This window comes from Acinetobacter sp. 102, assembly GCF_037028485.1.
GTDB lineage: Bacteria > Pseudomonadota > Gammaproteobacteria > Pseudomonadales > Moraxellaceae > Acinetobacter > Acinetobacter higginsii.
In genome coordinates, this window is the sequence record NZ_JAZEZK010000004.1 from 52779 (window position 1) to 70796 (window position 18018).

General features: G+C 42.1%; 14 protein-coding genes. 10 read left to right on the plus strand and 4 right to left on the minus strand.

What is annotated here, in order from left to right; translation table 11 throughout:
• Positions 1–12: 12 nt before the first annotated feature.
• Positions 13–717: an arsenical resistance protein ArsH gene (gene arsH / locus WA352_RS05130; protein WP_033133781.1), complete on the plus strand. Its 705-nt coding sequence runs from the start codon at positions 13–15 to the stop codon at positions 715–717.
• A gap of 325 nt (positions 718–1042) precedes the next feature.
• Here arsH and WA352_RS05135 read toward each other — a convergent pair whose 3' ends face one another.
• Positions 1043–2137, minus strand: coding sequence for an AraC family transcriptional regulator (locus WA352_RS05135; RefSeq protein ID WP_033133782.1), 1095 nt, complete (start codon positions 2135–2137; stop codon positions 1043–1045).
• Positions 2138–2400: 263 nt separating this feature from the next.
• On the opposite strand from WA352_RS05135, the gene WA352_RS05140 reads away from it, so the two are divergent.
• From WA352_RS05140 to WA352_RS05160, 5 genes are all read left to right on the plus strand, one after another.
• Positions 2401–9615, plus strand: a complete 7215-nt coding sequence (locus WA352_RS05140) for an ESPR-type extended signal peptide-containing protein (RefSeq protein WP_336141445.1) — start codon at positions 2401–2403, stop codon at positions 9613–9615.
• The gene (locus WA352_RS05145) at positions 9575–10093 is read left to right on the plus strand and encodes a YadA-like family protein (protein WP_050511468.1); all 519 of its coding nucleotides are present in this window, start codon (positions 9575–9577) and stop codon (positions 10091–10093) included. Before WA352_RS05140 ends, WA352_RS05145 begins: the two co-directional genes overlap by 41 nt.
• Positions 10094–10163: 70 nt before the next feature.
• Complete coding sequence (locus WA352_RS05150) at positions 10164–10553, plus strand: outer membrane protein assembly factor BamE (protein WP_005312102.1); 390 nt, start codon at positions 10164–10166, stop codon at positions 10551–10553.
• A gap of 192 nt (positions 10554–10745) precedes the next feature.
• Entirely contained in the window at positions 10746–11471 is a 726-nt protein-coding gene (locus tag WA352_RS05155; protein WP_033133783.1) for a helix-turn-helix domain-containing protein, read from the plus strand.
• A gap of 21 nt (positions 11472–11492) precedes the next feature.
• On the plus strand, positions 11493–12377 hold the full coding sequence (locus tag WA352_RS05160; protein ID WP_005312104.1) for a LysR family transcriptional regulator: 885 nt from the start codon (positions 11493–11495) through the stop codon (positions 12375–12377).
• Positions 12378–12394: 17 nt separating this feature from the next.
• Here WA352_RS05160 and WA352_RS05165 read toward each other — a convergent pair whose 3' ends face one another.
• Positions 12395–13306 (minus strand): LysR substrate-binding domain-containing protein, encoded by a 912-nt coding sequence (locus WA352_RS05165; protein ID WP_033133784.1) that lies wholly within the window; start codon positions 13304–13306, stop codon positions 12395–12397.
• A gap of 157 nt (positions 13307–13463) precedes the next feature.
• On the opposite strand from WA352_RS05165, the gene WA352_RS05170 reads away from it, so the two are divergent.
• From WA352_RS05170 to WA352_RS05180, 3 genes are read left to right on the plus strand one after another with little or no spacing between them, the layout of a single operon-like run.
• The gene (locus tag WA352_RS05170) at positions 13464–14474 is read left to right on the plus strand and encodes an aldo/keto reductase (protein ID WP_005205364.1); all 1011 of its coding nucleotides are present in this window, start codon (positions 13464–13466) and stop codon (positions 14472–14474) included.
• Between the two features lie 42 nt (positions 14475–14516).
• Entirely contained in the window at positions 14517–15311 is a 795-nt protein-coding gene (locus WA352_RS05175; RefSeq protein ID WP_033133785.1) for an SDR family NAD(P)-dependent oxidoreductase, read from the plus strand.
• A 38-nt stretch (positions 15312–15349) separates the two neighbouring features.
• A complete protein-coding gene (locus WA352_RS05180; RefSeq protein ID WP_033133786.1) occupies positions 15350–15760 on the plus strand; it encodes an SRPBCC family protein in 411 nt (136 codons plus the stop codon).
• A 123-nt stretch (positions 15761–15883) separates the two neighbouring features.
• Here WA352_RS05180 and WA352_RS05185 read toward each other — a convergent pair whose 3' ends face one another.
• On the minus strand, positions 15884–16267 hold the full coding sequence (locus WA352_RS05185) for a carboxymuconolactone decarboxylase family protein (RefSeq protein WP_336141447.1): 384 nt from the start codon (positions 16265–16267) through the stop codon (positions 15884–15886).
• A 488-nt stretch (positions 16268–16755) separates the two neighbouring features.
• Here WA352_RS05185 and WA352_RS05190 point away from each other — a divergent pair, with 488 nt between their 5' ends.
• Positions 16756–17580: a hypothetical protein gene (locus WA352_RS05190; RefSeq protein ID WP_033133788.1), complete on the plus strand. Its 825-nt coding sequence runs from the start codon at positions 16756–16758 to the stop codon at positions 17578–17580.
• A 23-nt stretch (positions 17581–17603) separates the two neighbouring features.
• Here the strand turns inward: WA352_RS05190 and WA352_RS05195 are convergent, their stop codons facing one another.
• A complete protein-coding gene (locus WA352_RS05195; RefSeq protein ID WP_033133789.1) occupies positions 17604–17957 on the minus strand; it encodes a transposase in 354 nt (117 codons plus the stop codon).
• Between the last annotated feature and the right edge of the window lie 61 nt (positions 17958–18018).

Sequence of the window (18018 nt, forward strand, 5' to 3'; positions counted from 1 at the left end):
GGTGTAATTGTAATGACGCTCCCAAATATTGATGTAAATCTTCTTGATCAACCTACATTGGAAAAAGTTCAAGCTAAAGCGCTGGATCATGCACCCCGTATTTTATTGTTATATGGTTCGAATCGTGAGCGTTCCTATAGCCGTTTAGCGGTGATGGAAGCGGGTCGAATTTTGGAGGCATTTGGTGCAGAAGTAAAAATATTTCATCCCAAAGGGCTGCCTTTACCAGAGGATGCAGATAGTGAGCATCCCAAAGTAAAAGAATTGCATGAATTGTTAGCATGGTCAGAAGGCATGGTGTGGTGTTCACCTGAACGTCATGGTTCCATGAGTTCGATTTTTAAATCGCAAATTGACTGGATTCCTTTGGCTGGCGGCGCAATTCGTGCGACACAGGGGAAAACCTTGGCACTTATGCAAGTGAGTGGCGGTTCGCAGTCTTTTAATAGTGTTAATCAAATGCGTATTTTAGGACGTTGGATGCGGATGATTACCATCCCAAACCAGTCTTCAATTCCAAAGGCTTTTTTAGAGTTTGAAGAAGATGGACGCATGAAAGCATCTTCTTATTACGATCGTATCGTAGATGTGATGGAAGAGCTCTATAAATTTACCTTGCTTACGCGTGGGCAAAGTCTTTATCTAACCGATCGCTATTCTGAACGAAAAGAGTCTGCAGAAGCGTTATCAAAACGTGTGAATCAACGAAATCTATAAGGCGAATAAATAATAAATAGATCGAGTTAAAATTAAAAAGCCCCAGTTGCCTAATTCGGGGTATCGGCAACTGAGGGTAAACTGGGTGCTATCTAAAATAGCGAATTTTATTTAATAATGAATAATGCAATTCATTATTAATTTACTCTTTGAATAAAAAGCCTCAGTTGTCTCATTCAGGGCAAAACAACTGAGGATGAAATTGAGTTTTTATAATGTATCTTCCTTTTTTAAATAATGGAATAGTTTAGGTAAAAAATGCATATTATGTATAATTTTGTGGTTAATGGTGTTGAATGTTAATTTAATCAATATTCAACATACCTTATTCTTTATATAACTTCTTAGATTGCTGTATATAAAAATTTTTAATTGAAACTCGTTGTTCCCGAATATAATCACTCGGTTTTTTTCCTGTCCAACTTAAAAATGCTCTAGAAAAGGCACTGATATGGCTATAACCGAGTAAATCAGAAATTTCTTGAATATTACGATTCGAGTCAATCAGCTTTTTGGCAAGTTCGAACTTCTTTGATTGCAGCAGAGCGGAAAAGGTCGTATTGGCAAGAGATAACTCTCTTTTTAAGGTTCTTTCTGATAATTTTAATTTATCTGCAACATCGGTCAGGCTTGGAAAACCTAAACCTGGAGTAAATTTTAATTGCTGGTTCACTTTTAAAATAATTTTATTATCCTGATCTTGATAGAAAAGGTATTCCTTATTCACCATTTCCATTGCAAGTTGGTAGGCACTATTTGAACTAAAGGTCAGGGGGAGGTCTAAGCATTTTTGGTCAAAGGTAATCTGATTGTAGTCTTGATTAAAATGAAAATTGGGTAAGCGTTTTTCATAAAGTGAATGATAAGCCTCTTTATCCCAAGTCACATGAATATTGACACCAGTTAAATTAAAGTTGGTGACCATTTGTAGGTTATTCACAATATCAATTAAAGCACTTTCAATAAAAAATTTATTTACAGTATTTTTCTTACTTTCATTTAAATGAACAGGAAGTTGATAAAGTGGATTAAAGCGAATGATAATTTTATTATTTTTACTGAGTACCGACAAATCCATTTTATGGATACGCATACTATAGTATTTCTGTAAATCTACCAGTACTTTACCAATCGAGCTATTGGTAATAATGACAAAACCGAGTGCACCATGCGAGGTGAGTTTACAGTTTAAGCCAAACTGATAACCGACCGCTTTGTCGGGTAAAAGTTCTAATAGTCGAATAATAATATCTGTCCATTGGTCAAAACTTATACGTTCATGGTTGTTATTATCAGTCAGTAACGATAACGGGATCTGGCAATAGCGAATGACTTCAGCTTTTGGGACACCAAATGTTGTTGCGGTATCCACAATTAATTTTAAATAATCGTTATGGATGTTAAGTATTTGTTTTTTCATAGCATAGAAATAAAAAGGTTTTGAATGTCGAGATGACACACTTATACCTGAGCCTAAATATACAGTTGTGATTTATTCTTAAAAAGTCCCATTATGTTTATTATTTTTGTTGAATATGTGCTTAATTATGCATTTGAGGAATAATTCATTAAAATTACCAAAAATGTGATGTAATTGTTAAAAATGTAGCATGATTGTTAATTGTTTGTAGGTATTATTTTTTTATATTCGTGCGGGTATGAACTACATAAAAGTACCTATTTATGAATAAAATCTATCGCTTGGTCTGGAACAAAAGCCTAAATATATGGACCGTGGTTTCAGAAAACGCCCGTGGCGTAACAAAAAAACGAAATGTCGCTGCAAATACCTCAATTAAAACAGCAGTTTCATTATCTAACTCTCAATATCAACAGGTTCTGCTTAGACCGAGCTTAATTGCGATTGCACTCAGTTCTGTGTTTTTTAGCACAGGGGCTTTTGCTGCTGTGAATACTGGAGGCGGAGCTTCCAGTAATGGGTCGAGTATGGCCATTTCGCCGTCTAATGACCAATGTAGTGGTATGGGGGGACAGGCCAGTATTACCAATGGAACAACAGGAAATGGTGGTGGGAGTGTTGCGGTGGGATGTGGTAATAACATCTCAGGGACTGACTCAACTTGGCAGCAAGGAGTGGTGAACCGTCGTGGTACGGGAAGTGTTGCTTATGGTGCTGGTGTGCCGACAGGCAATACAGGAGGAGTGCTCACAGGCTCGACTGCAGTGGGGCGCCAAAATACGATTAGGGGGATTGGAGGGGCAACTGTAGTCGGGACTGCCAATAATTCAAGTTCAAGCAGTAATTTTCATAATGTTTTGATTGGACAGGGTAATAGTTCAGCGGGGACGGGTGGTTACAATACCTTAATGGGGGTTGGTAACCAAGTGGTGGATGCAGCAAATGCAACTCCCGATGGAACTGGTGTGGGAACCAATAGTATTGCGATTGGTATCGCTAACCGTGTAACGGGTCAGACAGCCATTGCTTTTGGACGTCAGAGCTATGCTGATGCAGATTATGCTATTGCGCAAGGGAACACCGCTACTGTAAACAAAGGGGCAACAGGCGGTATTGCACTCGGTTATTCAGCAACAACGAGCGGTCAACGTGGTATCGCGATTGGTAGTAGTGATTCACCGTCCAGAGATTATGACCTTGCTGCCTCTCCGCATGCTGCAGGTGCTGATTCTATTGCAATGGGAACCCGTTCCAAGGCAACAGGGAATGAAACCATTGCAGTGGGGCGACAGAGTACGGCTGGCAATACACGTGATATTGCAGTTGGGCAAGGAGCAACAGCACAAGGCGTGACTGATAATGGTGTGGTTCGTGCTGCTGTTGCTATTGGAGACTCTGCTCGTGGAGCAGGAAGAAGCACTGTAGCGATTGGGCAACTCAGCATAGCTTCAGCACAAGGAGCAACCGCACTGAGTGCAGGAGCACAGGCGAGTGGGGAGTATTCAACTGCGACGGGAAATTTATCTAAGGCTACAGCAAACTTTACCACTGCAACAGGTAATCAGGCAGCGGCCTTAGCAGAAGGGGCGACTGTAACGGGTTCAAATGCAACAGCGAGTGGTACATTATCTAGTGCCTTTGGCGCGCAAGCAAATGCATCGGGTGAGCAAACTGTTGCAGTGGGGGCTGGTGCAGAATCTGCGGGTGAGTATGCTGTTGCAATGGGATCAGCGGCCAAAGCCAATAGTGCCAATGATATTGCAATTGGTAATGATGCTGCGACGGCAACGGGCGCAGGAGGGAACAATATTGCCATGGGAAATGGCGTAACAACAGGTGCAACTGGTCAAAATGTATCGATTGGTTCTGATGGAACTACTGCTAATTCAGAGACAGCAGAGGGTGGTGCCGTTGCAATTGGTCGTAATCAGGTGGCAAATGGTGACGGTGCAGTTGCGATTGGTGATCCAAACAGAGCTGTAGGTAGCGGTGCTGTCGCATTGGGTAAAGACAATACTGCGGCAGGTGATAATACTGCATCAACGTTGGCGAGTGGTGCGGTCGCGATTGGTAACACTAATTTGGCCGTTGGTCAGGGTTCAGTCGCTTTAGGGAATACCTCTACAGCAGCAGCGGCAGGTACAATTGCATTGGGTGATACAGCTAATGCACAAGCAGAACGTGGTATTGCATTGGGTTCTAATGCTGTAGCGACTAATGCGAATGATGTGGCGTTAGGTTCTGGCTCAGTCACTTCCACAGCGAATCCAACATCGAATGGTACAGTTGGAGACATTACTTATAACTATGCAGGCACCAGTCCAAGCAGTGTGGTGAGCGTGGGGAGTGAAGGCAACGAACGCCAAATTACCAATGTTGCGGCAGGTCGTGTCAACGAAACTAGCACCGATGCAATTAACGGTTCACAACTTTATTCAACCCAACAAGCATTAGGAAACCTTGCTGAGTCAACCGCAAATCATTTGGGTGGTGGTTCAACCGTGAATCCAGATGGTTCAGTAACTGCACCAAGCTATACGGTAAATGGCAATAATGTCACTAATGTTGGCGCAGCGATTTCAGAACTGGACAAAGGCTGGAATCTGCAAAGTAATGGCACTAACGGAGCACCAATCAAAGCAGGTGATACAGTTGATATCGGTACGGTGAATGGCGAAGAAAATCTAACCGTGACCAAAGATGGTAACAATATCAAATATGGCCTGAATAAAGACCTGAAGGTAGACAGCGTTCGAGCAGGCGATACCTTAATCAATGATAATGGTGTGACCATTGCGAATGGCCCAAGTATCACCAAGTCAGGCATCAATGCTGCAGGTAATCCAATTAGCAATGTTGGTGCAGGTGTTAAGGACACTGATGCAGTCAACAAAGGTCAATTAGACAAAGCCGCTGCTGCAGCCAAAACCGAAGTCACCCAAGGTAAGAACATCACCGTTTCTAAAACCACAGGAGCAGATGGACAAGATATCTATAACGTGGCAACGGCTGATAATGTTGACTTTAGCAATGTGACTGTTGGTGGTGCTAATGGTGTGAACATTGATGGCACCACAGGCAAGATCAGTGGTGTAACTGCGGGCGAAGTCAGTGCAACTTCCGATGAAGCCATTAATGGTAGCCAATTGGCAGGAACAGCCAAGAGCGTATCCGATGCTTTAGGTGGTGGCTCAGTGGTTAATCCAGATGGCACCGTCAGCGCACCAAGCTATACCGTGAATGGTGTAGAAAGCAACAACGTTGGCGCAGCGATTTCAGAACTGGACAAAGGCTGGAATCTGCAAAGTAATGGCACTAACGGAACACCAATCAAAGCAGGTGATACGGTTGATATCGGTACGGTTGCAGGCGAAGAAAATCTGACGGTGACCAAAGATGGTAACAATATCAAATATGGTCTAAACCGTGATCTGAAGGTAGACAGCGTTCGTGCGGGCGATACCTTAATCAATGACAATGGTGTGACCATTGCGAATGGCCCAAGTATCACCAAGTCAGGCATCAATGCTGCGGGTAATCCAATTAGCAATGTTGGTGCAGGTGTTGACGACACTGATGCAGTCAACAAAGGGCAGTTAGACAAGGCGGCCGCGGCAGCGAAAACTGAAGTCACTCAAGGTAAGAACATCACCATTTCTAAAACCACAGGAGCAGATGGACAAGATATCTATAACGTTGCAACGGCAGATAATGTTGACTTTAACAATGTCACAGTAGGTGGTGCTAATGGTGTGAGCATTGATGGTACAACAGGCAAGATTAGTGGTGTAACTGCGGGCGAAGTCAGTACAACCTCGGATGAAGCGATTAATGGTAGCCAGTTGGCAGGTACAGCGAAAAGTGTATCGGATGCTTTAGGTGGCGGTTCAACCGTAAACCCTGATGGTACCGTGACTGCGCCAAGCTATACCGTGAATGGCAATAATGTCACTAATGTTGGTGCAGCCATTTCTGAACTAGACAAAGGTTGGAACCTACAAACAAATGGTGCCAATGCAGGTGCAGTCAAAGCAGGCGATACAGTTGATATTGGTACAGTTGCAGGTGAAGAAAATCTGACGGTGACCAAAGATGGTAACAATATCAAATATGGCCTAAACCGTGATCTGAAGGTAGACAGCGTTCGTGCGGGCGATACCTTAATCAATGACAATGGTGTGACCATTGTGAATGGCCCAAGTATTACCAAGTCTGGTATCAATGCTGCAGGTAATCCAATTAGCAATGTCGGTGCAGGTGTTGACGATACTGATGCAGTCAACAAAGGTCAGTTAGACAAAGCCGCTGCTGCATCGAAAACTGAAGTCACTCAAGGTAAGAACATCACCGTGACTAAAACCACGGGATTAGATGGACAAGACATCTATAACGTTGCAACGGCTGACAATGTTGACTTTAACAATGTCACAGTAGGTGGTGCTAATGGTGTGAGCATTGATGGCACTACAGGCAAGATCAGTGGTGTAACTGCGGGCGAAGTCAGCGCGACTTCGGATGAAGCGATTAATGGTAGCCAGTTAGCAGGCACAGCGAAGAGCGTATCGGACGCTTTAGGTGGCGGTTCAACCGTAAACCCTGATGGCACCGTGACTGCACCAAGCTATACCGTGAATGGCAATAATGTCAGCAATGTTGGTGCAGCCATTTCAGAACTAGACAAAGGCTGGAATCTACAAAGTAACGGGGCCAAAGCGGGTGCAGTAAAAGCAGGTGACACGGTTGATATCGGTACAGTTGCAGGCGAAGAAAATCTGACGGTGACCAAAGATGGTAACAATATCAAATATGGCCTAAACCGTGATCTGAAGGTAGACAGCGTTCGTGCGGGCGATACCTTAATCAATGACAATGGTGTGACCATTGCGAATGGCCCAAGTATTACCAAGTCAGGTATCAATGCAGCGGGTAACCCAATTAGCAATGTCGGTGCAGGTGTTGACGACACTGATGCAGTCAACAAGGGTCAATTAGACAAAGCCGCTGCTGCATCGAAAACTGAAGTCACCCAAGGTAAGAACATTACTGTTTCTAAAACCAAGGGAGCAGATGGACAAGACATCTATAACGTTGCAACGGCTGACGATGTCTCATTTGATTCTGTTCAAGTGGGTGATGTGAACATTGATGGCACTACAGGAAAAATCAGTGGCGTTGCAGATGGCACGATTGCCGCAGGTTCTAAAGATGCTGTGAATGGTAGTCAACTGAATGACAGCGTTGCGTCTACAGGCGATATCTTGGGTGGTGGTGTGACCAATGAAGGCGGTAAGTTGAATGGTCCATTTACGGTGAGTGGTAAAGGCTACGATACGGTTGCCGATGCGATTCAAGGCGAAGCAGCGGCAGCGAAAACTGAGGTTGAAGCGGGCAAGAACATGACCGTTGAAAGCCGTACAGGTGCAGATGGACAAACCATCTATGAAGTAGCGACCGCAGACGATGTGTTATTTGATTCAGTACAAGTCGGTGATGTCAACATTGATGGAACCACAGGTAAGATCAGTGGCGTTGCAGATGGCACAGTTGCAGCAGGCTCTAAAGATGCAGTCAATGGTGGTCAACTGAATGATAGCGTTGCCTCTACAGGCGATATCTTAGGCGGTGGTGTGACCAATGAAGGCGGTAAGCTGAATGGTCCATTTACAGTGAATGGTAAAGGCTACGATACGGTTGCCGATGCGATTCAAGGTGAAGCTGCAGCTGCGAAAACCGAGGTGACAGAAGGTAAGAACGTCACGGTGACTAAAACCACAGGTGCTGATGGTCAAGATATCTACAACGTTGCGACTAAAGATGATGTGTCATTTGATTCGGTGCAAGTAGGTGACGTCAATATTGATGGCACGACAGGCAAGATCAGTGGCGTTACAGACGGCACGATTGCAGCAGGCTCTAAAGATGCGGTCAATGGTGGGCAACTGCATGGTGTTGCAGACAGTGTTCGTAACTCAATTGGTGGCGAAACAACGCTGAATCCTGATGGTTCAATCACAACTGCCAACGTGGGGAACACAGGTCAAAACAATATCCATGATGCGATTGACTCAGTTCGTGGTCAGGCCGTTGCAGCGAAAACCGAAGTTGAAGCGGGCAAGAACATGACTGTTGAAAGCCGCACAGGTGCAGATGGGCAAACCATCTACGAAGTTGCGACAGCGGATGATGTGTCATTTGATTCGGTGCAAGTGGGTGATGTCAACATTGATGGTGCAACAGGCAAAATCAGTGGTGTAGCAGATGGCACGATTGCAGCAGGTTCAAAAGATGCAATTAATGGTGGTCAGCTCAATGACAGCCTCACGTCTACAGGCGATATCTTGGGTGGTGGCGTGACCAATGAAGGCGGTAAGCTGAATGGTCCATTTACCGTGAGTGGTAAAGGCTACGATACCGTTGCCGATGCGATTCAAGGTGAAGCTGCAGCTGCGAAAACCGAGGTGACAGAAGGTAAGAACGTCACGGTGACTAAAACCACAGGTGCCGATGGTCAAGACATCTACAACGTTGCGACCAAAGATGATGTGTCATTTGATTCGGTACAAGTGGGTGACGTCAATATTGATGGCACGACAGGCAAGATCAGTGGTGTAGCCGATGGCACGATTGCAGCGGGTTCTAAAGATGCGGTCAATGGTGGTCAAATCCATGGTATTGCAGACAGTGTTAAAAACTCAATTGGTGGTGAAACGACGCTGAATCCAGATGGTTCAATTACTACGGGCAATGTAGGGAACACAGGTCAAAACAATATCCATGATGCGATTGACTCGGTTCGTGGTCAGGCAGTTGCAGCCAAAACCACGGTCACCGAAGGCGACAATATGGTGGTGACGCAAACCAAGAACGCTGATGGCAGTACCAACTATGAAGTTGCCACAGCACGTGATGTAGACTTTGATTCAGTCCAAGTCGGTGACGTCAATATTGATGCAGCAACAGGCAAGATCAGTGGTGTTGCAGATGGCACGATTGCAGCAGGTTCTAAAGATGCTGTGAATGGTGGCCAGCTGAATGACAGCATTGCTTCTACAGGCGATATCTTGGGCGGTGGTGTGACCAATGAAGGCGGTAAGCTGAATGGTCCATTTACAGTGAGTGGTAAAGGCTACGATACAGTTGCCGATGCGATCCAAGGAGAAGCAGCAGCCTCTAAAACCGAAGTGACAGAAGGCAAGAATGTTACTGTGACTAAAACCACAGGTGCTGATGGGCAAGACATCTACAATGTAGCGACCAAAGATGATGTGTCTTTTGATTCAGTACAAGTGGGTGACGTCAATATTGATGCAGCAACAGGCAAGATCAGCGGTGTAGCCGATGGCACGATTGCAGCAGGCTCAAAAGATGCAATCAATGGTGGTCAGCTCAATGACAGCATTGCCTCTACAGGCGATATCTTGGGTGGTGGCGTGACCAATGAAGGCGGTAATTGCAGCAGATTCAAAAGATGCAATTAACGGTAGCCAATTGCATAAATCTTATGAAAATGTAGCCAAGGCCTTAGGTGGCGGAGCGGGTTATGATCCAAGTGCAGGTTGGACAGCACCGAGTTACGAGGTTGCGGGTGGAAAACATGACAATGTCGGTGATGCACTCAATGCACTTAACAATGCCGATCAGGCATTAGGTGATCGAATCACAAACCTTGGCGATCAAATGCAACAGGCCTTCTACGACACCAATCAACGGATTGACGATGTCAAAAAAATGGCCAATGCAGGGGTCGCAGCAGCAATGGCACTGGAAACCGCGCCGTATATTTCAGGTAAATATACCTATGCCGTTGGGGCTGCTTACCATGGTGGTGAAAATGCCGTGGGTCTAACACTGCGTAAGACCGCAGATAACGGCCGATGGTCACTCACAACTGGTGTTGCAGCAGCTTCTCAGGGCGATCCAAGCTTCCGAGTCGGTCTAAGCGGTGTATTTGACTGATTATTTATTTAACTTTGGGAGAGCCGTTTAGGGTTCTGCCTGACTTAAACAATAATAAGTGAGAATCGAGATGAAAAAGATGAAAGCCTTAATGATGATTAGCTTATTGGGTGCTGTATTGCCGAGCCAAGCACATAGCAAAACAGATGCCATGCATGCACAGGATGTTACTTTTCCGGAAGTCGATAAAAGTTATCTGAAATTGGTTAAACGTTATGAAATGAATGACGTTGCGCGTTTAGGTGTGGGAATGAATAAAGATCAGCTTCGCCACATTTTAGGAAATCCACATTTCAATGAAGGATTGATGCTAGTCAAAACGTGGAACTATGTATTAGATATTCGCGTACCCAATACACAGGACTACAAACGTTGCCAGTTACGTATTGATTTTGATCAGAAATATAAAGTAGAGCGTTTATCATGGAAAGGAGATGAGTGTCAGAACACTATCGTTTAAAGATAAGAGACAATCATGTGATTATTTATTTGTAACTAGCAAGTTTAGATCAAAAATTAAATTAAACAAACAGGAGAAGAAAGACCTGTTTGTTTAATTTTCCTAAAATGATTATTTATAGGATATAAAGTGTCAAAAAAATAAGACCAAGGTTTGATAAGCTCTTAAGAGTTGAAATATGAGATGGAGAATATGTTTCATACTTTTTCACATTGTGAAAAAAATATAAGACTGCATATTATTGAAGTCGGAAATAAAGATCTAAAGCATGCAGTAATTTTTTTTCTCTTGGAGATAGATAAGTTTTTTTCTTTAATTAATAGTTTGTCTTTGGATCATTTTCGCATTGTTTTAATTTATCGCTGTGAAATATTAAATCAGAATTTTATTGGGCAAGACCTGTTAGATGGGTTTAAATGTTTAACAGATCGTTTAGTTGTTGAGAATACTCACTTTATATTTGAACCAGACTTGGATGATTCCTATAAATATGCCTTATATACCAGTGATTTATTTGACTCAGTTACGATTTGCAAAAAGTTCGATGAACTATGTATGCAGGCTTTCTTTGCATCTTGTCCACTTAAAAGTGAGGATAAGATAGATTTTATTGGTAGAGTGAATATTCAAATCAGCAATATTTTATCGGAAGGAGAACCTTATCTTATTAAAGTAGCAAAAAAAATGAGATTAACACCGCGGGTGTTATCTAAAAGAATAAGAAGTGAAGGCGAAGAATTTAAATTATTAGTTAAACAAAAAAGACATGAAAAAGCCTTGTTTTTATTAAAAAATGAAAATGTGAGTTTGTCTGATATCGCATATACATTGGGTTATACGGAGCACAGTGCTTTTACACGCGCATTTAGAGGATGGACTGGATGTTCGCCTTGCCAGTTTAGAAAGTATTTAAAGTAATTCGATCTGAGGTATAAAGTTTTGGATATTAGGGATTTAAAAACTTTTATATATGTAGCTGATCATCAGTCTATTACCGTCGCTTCCGAGAAATTAGGCGTCAATCAGTCGACGGTGACAAAACGCATTTTTAATATGGAAGAGATTGTTAAAGGTGTTTTGTTCAATCGAGGTACACGACCATTACAATTAACCCAGTTAGGAAAAAAGGTTTATTTTAAAAGTTGCTTTATATTGCGACAGTTTGAGTCACTCAAAAATTTTCATACTGAAAGTAGTGAAATTATTAAAAAAAATATAAAGATTGGTATTGCACAAGTATTGATTGATGATCTGTTGGACTTAGTCATGAGTGAATCCAACAAAATTAATCCATATTACGACATTGATATTTATAGCGGATGGGGGAGTGGTCTTATTCAGCAAGTTCATGCGGGTGAAATTGATTTAGCGGTGTTGATGCTACCACCTACCCTGAGCTTAGCTGCTTCAGTTTCTTTTGTTGACGTTGGTACGCTTCCCTTAGTTATCGTTGCTCGAAAAGGAGACTGTTATAAATATAATAGTTTAGAAAAATGTAGTAAGCGTGGATGGGTACTCCACCCTGAAAATTGCTGTTTTAGAGAAAGCTTAGCCAAACTTTTATATGAAAGAAAGTTAGGTTTTTATATCAATAAAGAAATTTATGGAGTTGAGTTGCAATTACAAAGTATTTTGAATGGTGATGGCTTCGGTATTTATCCAAAAGCTTTATTTGATAAATTTATAGTTAATCATGATGGGTTGGAGATCATTGAATTAAATGATTTCTCTCTCGATTTGCATGTAGGTGTAGTCAAATCCCAACATATTGATCATGAGGAAGCAAATGCTTTTATCGAGATCGTGAAAAATCATTATTTTTAGCAAAGCTACCATTAATGTTAATGTTCTTCTTCAGGAACAATGAATTTTTCGGTCAGCATTTGGCGGAAATAAACCACCAATGGACGTAAATTAGCTTTATGCCAAACTGCCCAAAGTTGAGTGTTGTAGGACATCCATGGGAGTTCACGAAGTACCACACCATCAGGAACGTGATTTCTCAAGCTGTGCTGAATTAAGGTGAGTCCTAAACCTGCTGCAACTAGACCTAAAGCAGTTAAAGGTGCCCCCGCTTCAAGTTTAATGTCTGGGGTAAAGCCAGCTTTGGCACAAGCACTAATAAAGTCATCACGTGAATGGGCATCTTCTTCATGAATGACAGAAATCCATGCAATACCATCAAGGTCACTTGCTTCCAGCTCAGTTTTATTTACTAACGGATGCTGTTCGGGTAAAGCAAGCAACATGCGATCATCTAAAACTTGGGTATAGCATAAATCTACATCAAGTTGGTCAGGTGGGTAATTAACCATCGCAATATCCAAACTACGTTGCTTTAATCCTTCAAACTGAGTTGAGCTGGTTTGATTATAGAGTGCAATATGTATATCAGGTCGAGAATCACGTAATGATTTCAAGGTATTTGACAGCACACCGGCATACATCGCATTTTCAATATAACCAATGCACAAACCCCCATCTTCACCACAACCTAAACGCCGCCCCAAGGATTCTAAGCGCTTGGCATGTGCTAATAGCGCACGAGCTTCATCCAAGAAAATTTGTCCATCAGAAGTTAAACGAATACGCTGCTGATTTCGTTCAAATAGCATAAGCCCAAGCTTTTCTTCTAACTGAGAAATCTGACGGCTCAGTGGGGACTGGGAGATGTACAAGCGCTCAGCAGCACGGCCAACGTGTTCTTCTTCGGCAACCACCACAAAATACTTCAATTGGCGTAAATCAATCATGTAAGACCTTAAGGGACTCAAGTTAGTCGAATTATGTCCTATCATGTCAGAAGTGATCAAGTTATATTTTCCTCATCGCAAAGGCAGTCCGAAAAACTGCCACAGTTATTCGCTTAAGAACACTGTTCGAGAGCATAGATAAATTGAGGAAAATATCATGGCAATTAAACACTTACTTCCAGGAAAAATCGGGTTCGGTGGTGCACCACTAGGTAACATGTTCCGTAATATTCCTGAAGAAGAAGCTCAAGCAACAGTTCACGCCGCTTGGGACTTAGGTGTACGTTATTTTGATACCGCACCACTTTATGGTTCAGGTCTTTCAGAAATTCGTATGGGTGAAGCGCTATCTCAATACTCACGTGATGACTATGTACTGAGTACCAAGGTCGGCCGCATCATGTTGGATGAAGAAGAAGATACGGCATCACGTGACTTAGGCGATAAAGGTGGGATTTTTGAACATGGTTTAAAAAATAAAATCCTGAATGATTATTCAGCCGATGCAACTTACCGTTCAATTGAAGATAGCTTGAAGCGCTTAAAAACAGACCGTATTGATATTGTCTGGATTCATGATATCGCTCAAGACTTCTATGGTGATAGCTGGCTAGAACAATTCAACATTGCTCGTACTGGTGCTTTCCGAGTTCTAACCCGTTTACGCGAAGAAGGCGTCATCAAAGCATGGGGTTTAGGTGTTAACCGTGTTGAACCATGTGAATTGACTCTGGATTTAGCTGAAGCGCAACCGGATGCATTCTTATTGGCAGGTCGTTATAGCTTGCTTGACCATGATCGTGCCTTACAACGTTTGATGCCAGAAGCATTTCACCAAAATGTAGATATTGTGGTTGGTGGTCCTTATAGCTCAGGTGTGTTGGCGGGTGGTGAACATTTTGAATATCAAAAAGCTTCATCAGAAATTTTGGATAAAGTTGCCAAGATTAACCAGATTGCACAACGTTATGGTGTAGATGTTAAAGCTGCTGCACTCCAGTTCTCTTTGGCAAACCCGGCTGTTGCTGCTGTGATTCCAGGTTCAAGCCGTCCAGGACGTATGGCAGAAGATTTAGCTGCGTTAGATCTACTTATTCCTGCTGCATTCTGGGATGAAATGCGTCGCCAAGGCCTTGTATCTGAATTTGCACCTTTACCTATCCGTTAATTTATCAAGGAGGGCGATAGCCCTCCACAGCGAGTCTTTATCATGAAATTAGATCTTCAAAATAAGGTCGCCGTAGTAAGTGGTTCAACTTCAGGGATTGGTCTAGGTATTGCCAAAGGTCTAGCTTCTGCGGGTGCTACGGTGGTTATTGTTGGCCGTAAACAAGCTGGTGTAGATGAAGCAATTGCACATATTCGTCAAAGTATTCCAGAGGCAAGTCTACGCGGAGTTGAAGCTGACTTGACCACTGAACAGGGCGCAGCCGTCTTATTTGCAGCTGCACCTCAGGCCGACATCGTAGTAAATAATCTGGGAATCTTTAATGATATTGATTTCTTTGAGGTGCCTGATGATGAGTGGATGCGCTTTTACCAAGTCAATGTCTTGTCTGGTGTACGCCTAGCCCGACATTATGCTTCATCAATGGTGAAGCAAGGTTGGGGCAGAATCATCTTTATTTCATCTGAGTCTGGTGTAGCCATACCGGGTGACATGATTAATTACGGTGTGACTAAAAGTGCCAATCTAGCAGTTTCACATGGCCTGGCTAAGCGTTTAGCAGGTACGGGAGTAACTGTAAATGCCATTTTGCCTGGGCCAACTTTTACTGATGGTCTAGAAAATATGCTGGCGGATGCCGCAGAAAAGGCAGGGCGTAGTACACGTGAACAAGCTGATGAGTTTGTTAAACAGTCTCGTCCAAGTTCAATTATTCAACGTGCAGCGGAAGTGGATGAAGTCGCCAACATGGTGGTCTATATCGCCTCACCACTTTCCTCTGCAACCTCGGGTGCCGCGTTACGCGTTGATGGCGGTGTGGTCGATACACTTGTTTAAGTTAACTAACTAATTTACTGAATATACGGAGAAAACTCATGGCTCATGCTGTAGCTACTTTAGAAATCCCTGCTTCACCCGAACAAGTTTGGCAACTAATAGGTGGTTTTGACAGCTTACCAGACTGGCTTCCATTTGTTGCAAAAAGCGAATTAAGCGAAGGCGCTCGTGTTCGTAGCTTGATTTTGGCAGATGGCGGCAACGTGGTTGAGCGTTTAGAAGCTTTTGATCAGCAACAACGTACTTATAGTTACTCAATTATCAAGGCACCATTCCCGATCGTTGATTATCTGTCTACGATTACCGTGTTGGAAACAGATAAACCGAATGTTTCAATTGTGGAATGGAAAGGGCGTTTTACCCCTGTAAATGTCAGTGATGAAGAGGTGATTTCATTATTTACTGGGATCTATGTAGATGGCTTGAAAGATTTAAGCAATAATTTTTAAATTTCAAGTTATTGTTTAAATGAATGAGTCCAAAGCATGTCTTCTATGCTTTGGACTTTTTTCAAGAATGAAATTCTTACCAACGATGAGGTCTTTTTAATCGTGATTCTATTTAGTCACAGCTTATTGCATCTGATATTCATTGATAACTTCTAGCGCTGCTCGGAAAGCCTCCTGTGTTGCAGGTGCGCCACAATATGGCAAGCTATGCAATAACACTTCTTGGATTTCCTCAACCGTTGCGCCATTGTTCAATGCACCACGAATATGCCCTTTCAGCTCGGTTGGACTTTTCAGTGCCGTTAAGAAAGCGATGGTTACAAGAGAGCGATATTTACGCGGTAAAACACCTTCACGTTGCCATGTTGAACCCCAAGCATGTTCATTGATCCAGTCTTGTAATGCTTGCGTAAAAGGTACGGTATTATCCTGTGCGCGTTTGACAAAGGATTCGCCCATCACTTCAGTACGAACTTTTAATCCATTTTCATAATCTTGTTGTGACATATTTTTACTCTTTTGGCGGTGAGAAAAGATGAGATAGTTTCTTAAATTGTCCACATAGTAACTAAATAATGACCTAAGCTAAAGCCGTTGATTCTGATATTGAAATTTTGAATTAAGCGCTTACATGTTGCAGTGATGAGATTGGTATCCAGCATATTTTTGCTTTAGAAGATATCAATACACCGTGCTCATAATGGAAATGGATCACAAGGCAGCTTCAATGTTATTGGATATTCTATGCTGGATGATTTTTGATCTTGTTTCTGTGTTGAAGGTAACTGTAAATTATTTTTCTGTAATTATAATCTTCTGATAAATAAATATAAGTTTTTATGTATTTTACTACCGAGTAAAAAGTTGAAAAATTTTTTTAAAAAAAAGGCTACAATTTTGATCCTCTATATTGATGAATTCAGCTAGAATAAAAATACGGATCAATCTCATTTGTAACGATAAGTCTGTCTGTCGTGCTTAATATTGGAGTTTACATGGGGAAAGACGCATTGGTTCTAACCGTTTCAGAAGACATGTTGTTGTCTCACGATACTGAAACGACACTAGAGCATGTTGTCAGTATTATGCCTCAGTTGATTCATTGGCTGATTAAGTCTGGGATTGGTTATAGCGAATTTAGTATTGCATTAAAAGCACTGTTTTATAATGAAGCGATCAAAGAATTAGATGCAATCAAGCAAAAGAAAACAGATTCTGCCATTAGTTTATTATCTGGGTTAAATCGCCGTGATGTGCGTAGCTTTTGCCAGACGCATGGTGAATATGCTCCAGTAGATCAATTCAACTTACAATTACCCATCAGCGTGCCTGCACGTGTTGTCGGAATGTGGCTTAACCAGAAGCTGCCTTTGAAAATTCCATTTCAGGGTGAGGAAAATAGTTTTGAAAGTATCGTCAAACAAATTTCTTCAGAAAAACATCCGAAATCTATTTTATTGGAATTAAAGCGTTTAGGGATTGTTGCTGAAGAACATGATCAGGTCATTCTACAAAATTCAAGTTTTACACCAAATCCGCAAGCTGATGAAAGTAAACAATTATTTACGCAGAATATTTCAGATCATCTTGCTGCAGGTATTGGTAATTTAACCAAGAATAAAAACTTTCTTGAGCAGGCAATTTTTGCGGACGAATTAACGCAAGAATCTGTTGAGAAATTAAATCAATTGAGTGTTGATTTATGGAATATGATGTCCAAGGCAATCGTCTCAGCTGCGATAGACCATTGTAAGAATGATGAACAGTCTTCGGATGCAAATAAGAGATTCCGCCTTGGAATTTATCAGTACGATGAATAAAAATAGATCAAATAGAATGTTCTTTATTGCTTCTTCTCTTTTTTAATACAGCCTATTTTTTTCAGTCCTCTCCAGAGGACTGAATAGGAAATCTTATAACCAAATCTTTGTTCAAAAGGGTCAATCAGATCACGAATCTGATTAAACTTTGTCGTTCTTACAAACTCCTCAAAACTCTTCATATCCTTGATCGAAAAGGGACGCCCGTGGCGAATCGCAGGTAAGGGAGTTAATGCCTGCGTTTTTTCTTCAAGCATGATCCATTTATCTAAAGTTGATCTTGCAATATCAAATTGTTTACAGATATTGGACTTATGCTCTGTTTGGCGATAAGCAGCCATCACTTTTTCACGAAGATCTAATGAATATGCTCGCATGAATCTATCGAAAGCTCCTTTACTATTTTATGGGACCTTGAGTCGGTGTACTTAGAAAGAG

Bases quoted from the DNA above. Each gene is read 5' to 3' on its own strand.
- arsH (WP_033133781.1), top strand. From the start codon at position 13: ATGACGCTCCCAAATATTGATGTAAATCTTCTTGATCAACCTACATTG.
- WA352_RS05135 (WP_033133782.1), bottom strand. From the start codon at position 2,137: ATGAAAAAACAAATACTTAACATCCATAACGATTATTTAAAATTAATT.
- WA352_RS05140 (WP_336141445.1), top strand. From the start codon at position 2,401: ATGAATAAAATCTATCGCTTGGTCTGGAACAAAAGCCTAAATATATGG.
- WA352_RS05145 (WP_050511468.1), top strand. From the start codon at position 9,575: ATGAAGGCGGTAATTGCAGCAGATTCAAAAGATGCAATTAACGGTAGC.
- WA352_RS05150 (WP_005312102.1), top strand. From the start codon at position 10,164: ATGAAAAAGATGAAAGCCTTAATGATGATTAGCTTATTGGGTGCTGTA.
- WA352_RS05155 (WP_033133783.1), top strand. From the start codon at position 10,746: ATGTTTCATACTTTTTCACATTGTGAAAAAAATATAAGACTGCATATT.
- WA352_RS05165 (WP_033133784.1), bottom strand. From the start codon at position 13,306: ATGATTGATTTACGCCAATTGAAGTATTTTGTGGTGGTTGCCGAAGAA.
- WA352_RS05170 (WP_005205364.1), top strand. From the start codon at position 13,464: ATGGCAATTAAACACTTACTTCCAGGAAAAATCGGGTTCGGTGGTGCA.
- WA352_RS05175 (WP_033133785.1), top strand. From the start codon at position 14,517: ATGAAATTAGATCTTCAAAATAAGGTCGCCGTAGTAAGTGGTTCAACT.
- WA352_RS05180 (WP_033133786.1), top strand. From the start codon at position 15,350: ATGGCTCATGCTGTAGCTACTTTAGAAATCCCTGCTTCACCCGAACAA.
- WA352_RS05185 (WP_336141447.1), bottom strand. From the start codon at position 16,267: ATGTCACAACAAGATTATGAAAATGGATTAAAAGTTCGTACTGAAGTG.
- WA352_RS05190 (WP_033133788.1), top strand. From the start codon at position 16,756: ATGGGGAAAGACGCATTGGTTCTAACCGTTTCAGAAGACATGTTGTTG.
- WA352_RS05195 (WP_033133789.1), bottom strand. From the start codon at position 17,957: ATGCGAGCATATTCATTAGATCTTCGTGAAAAAGTGATGGCTGCTTAT.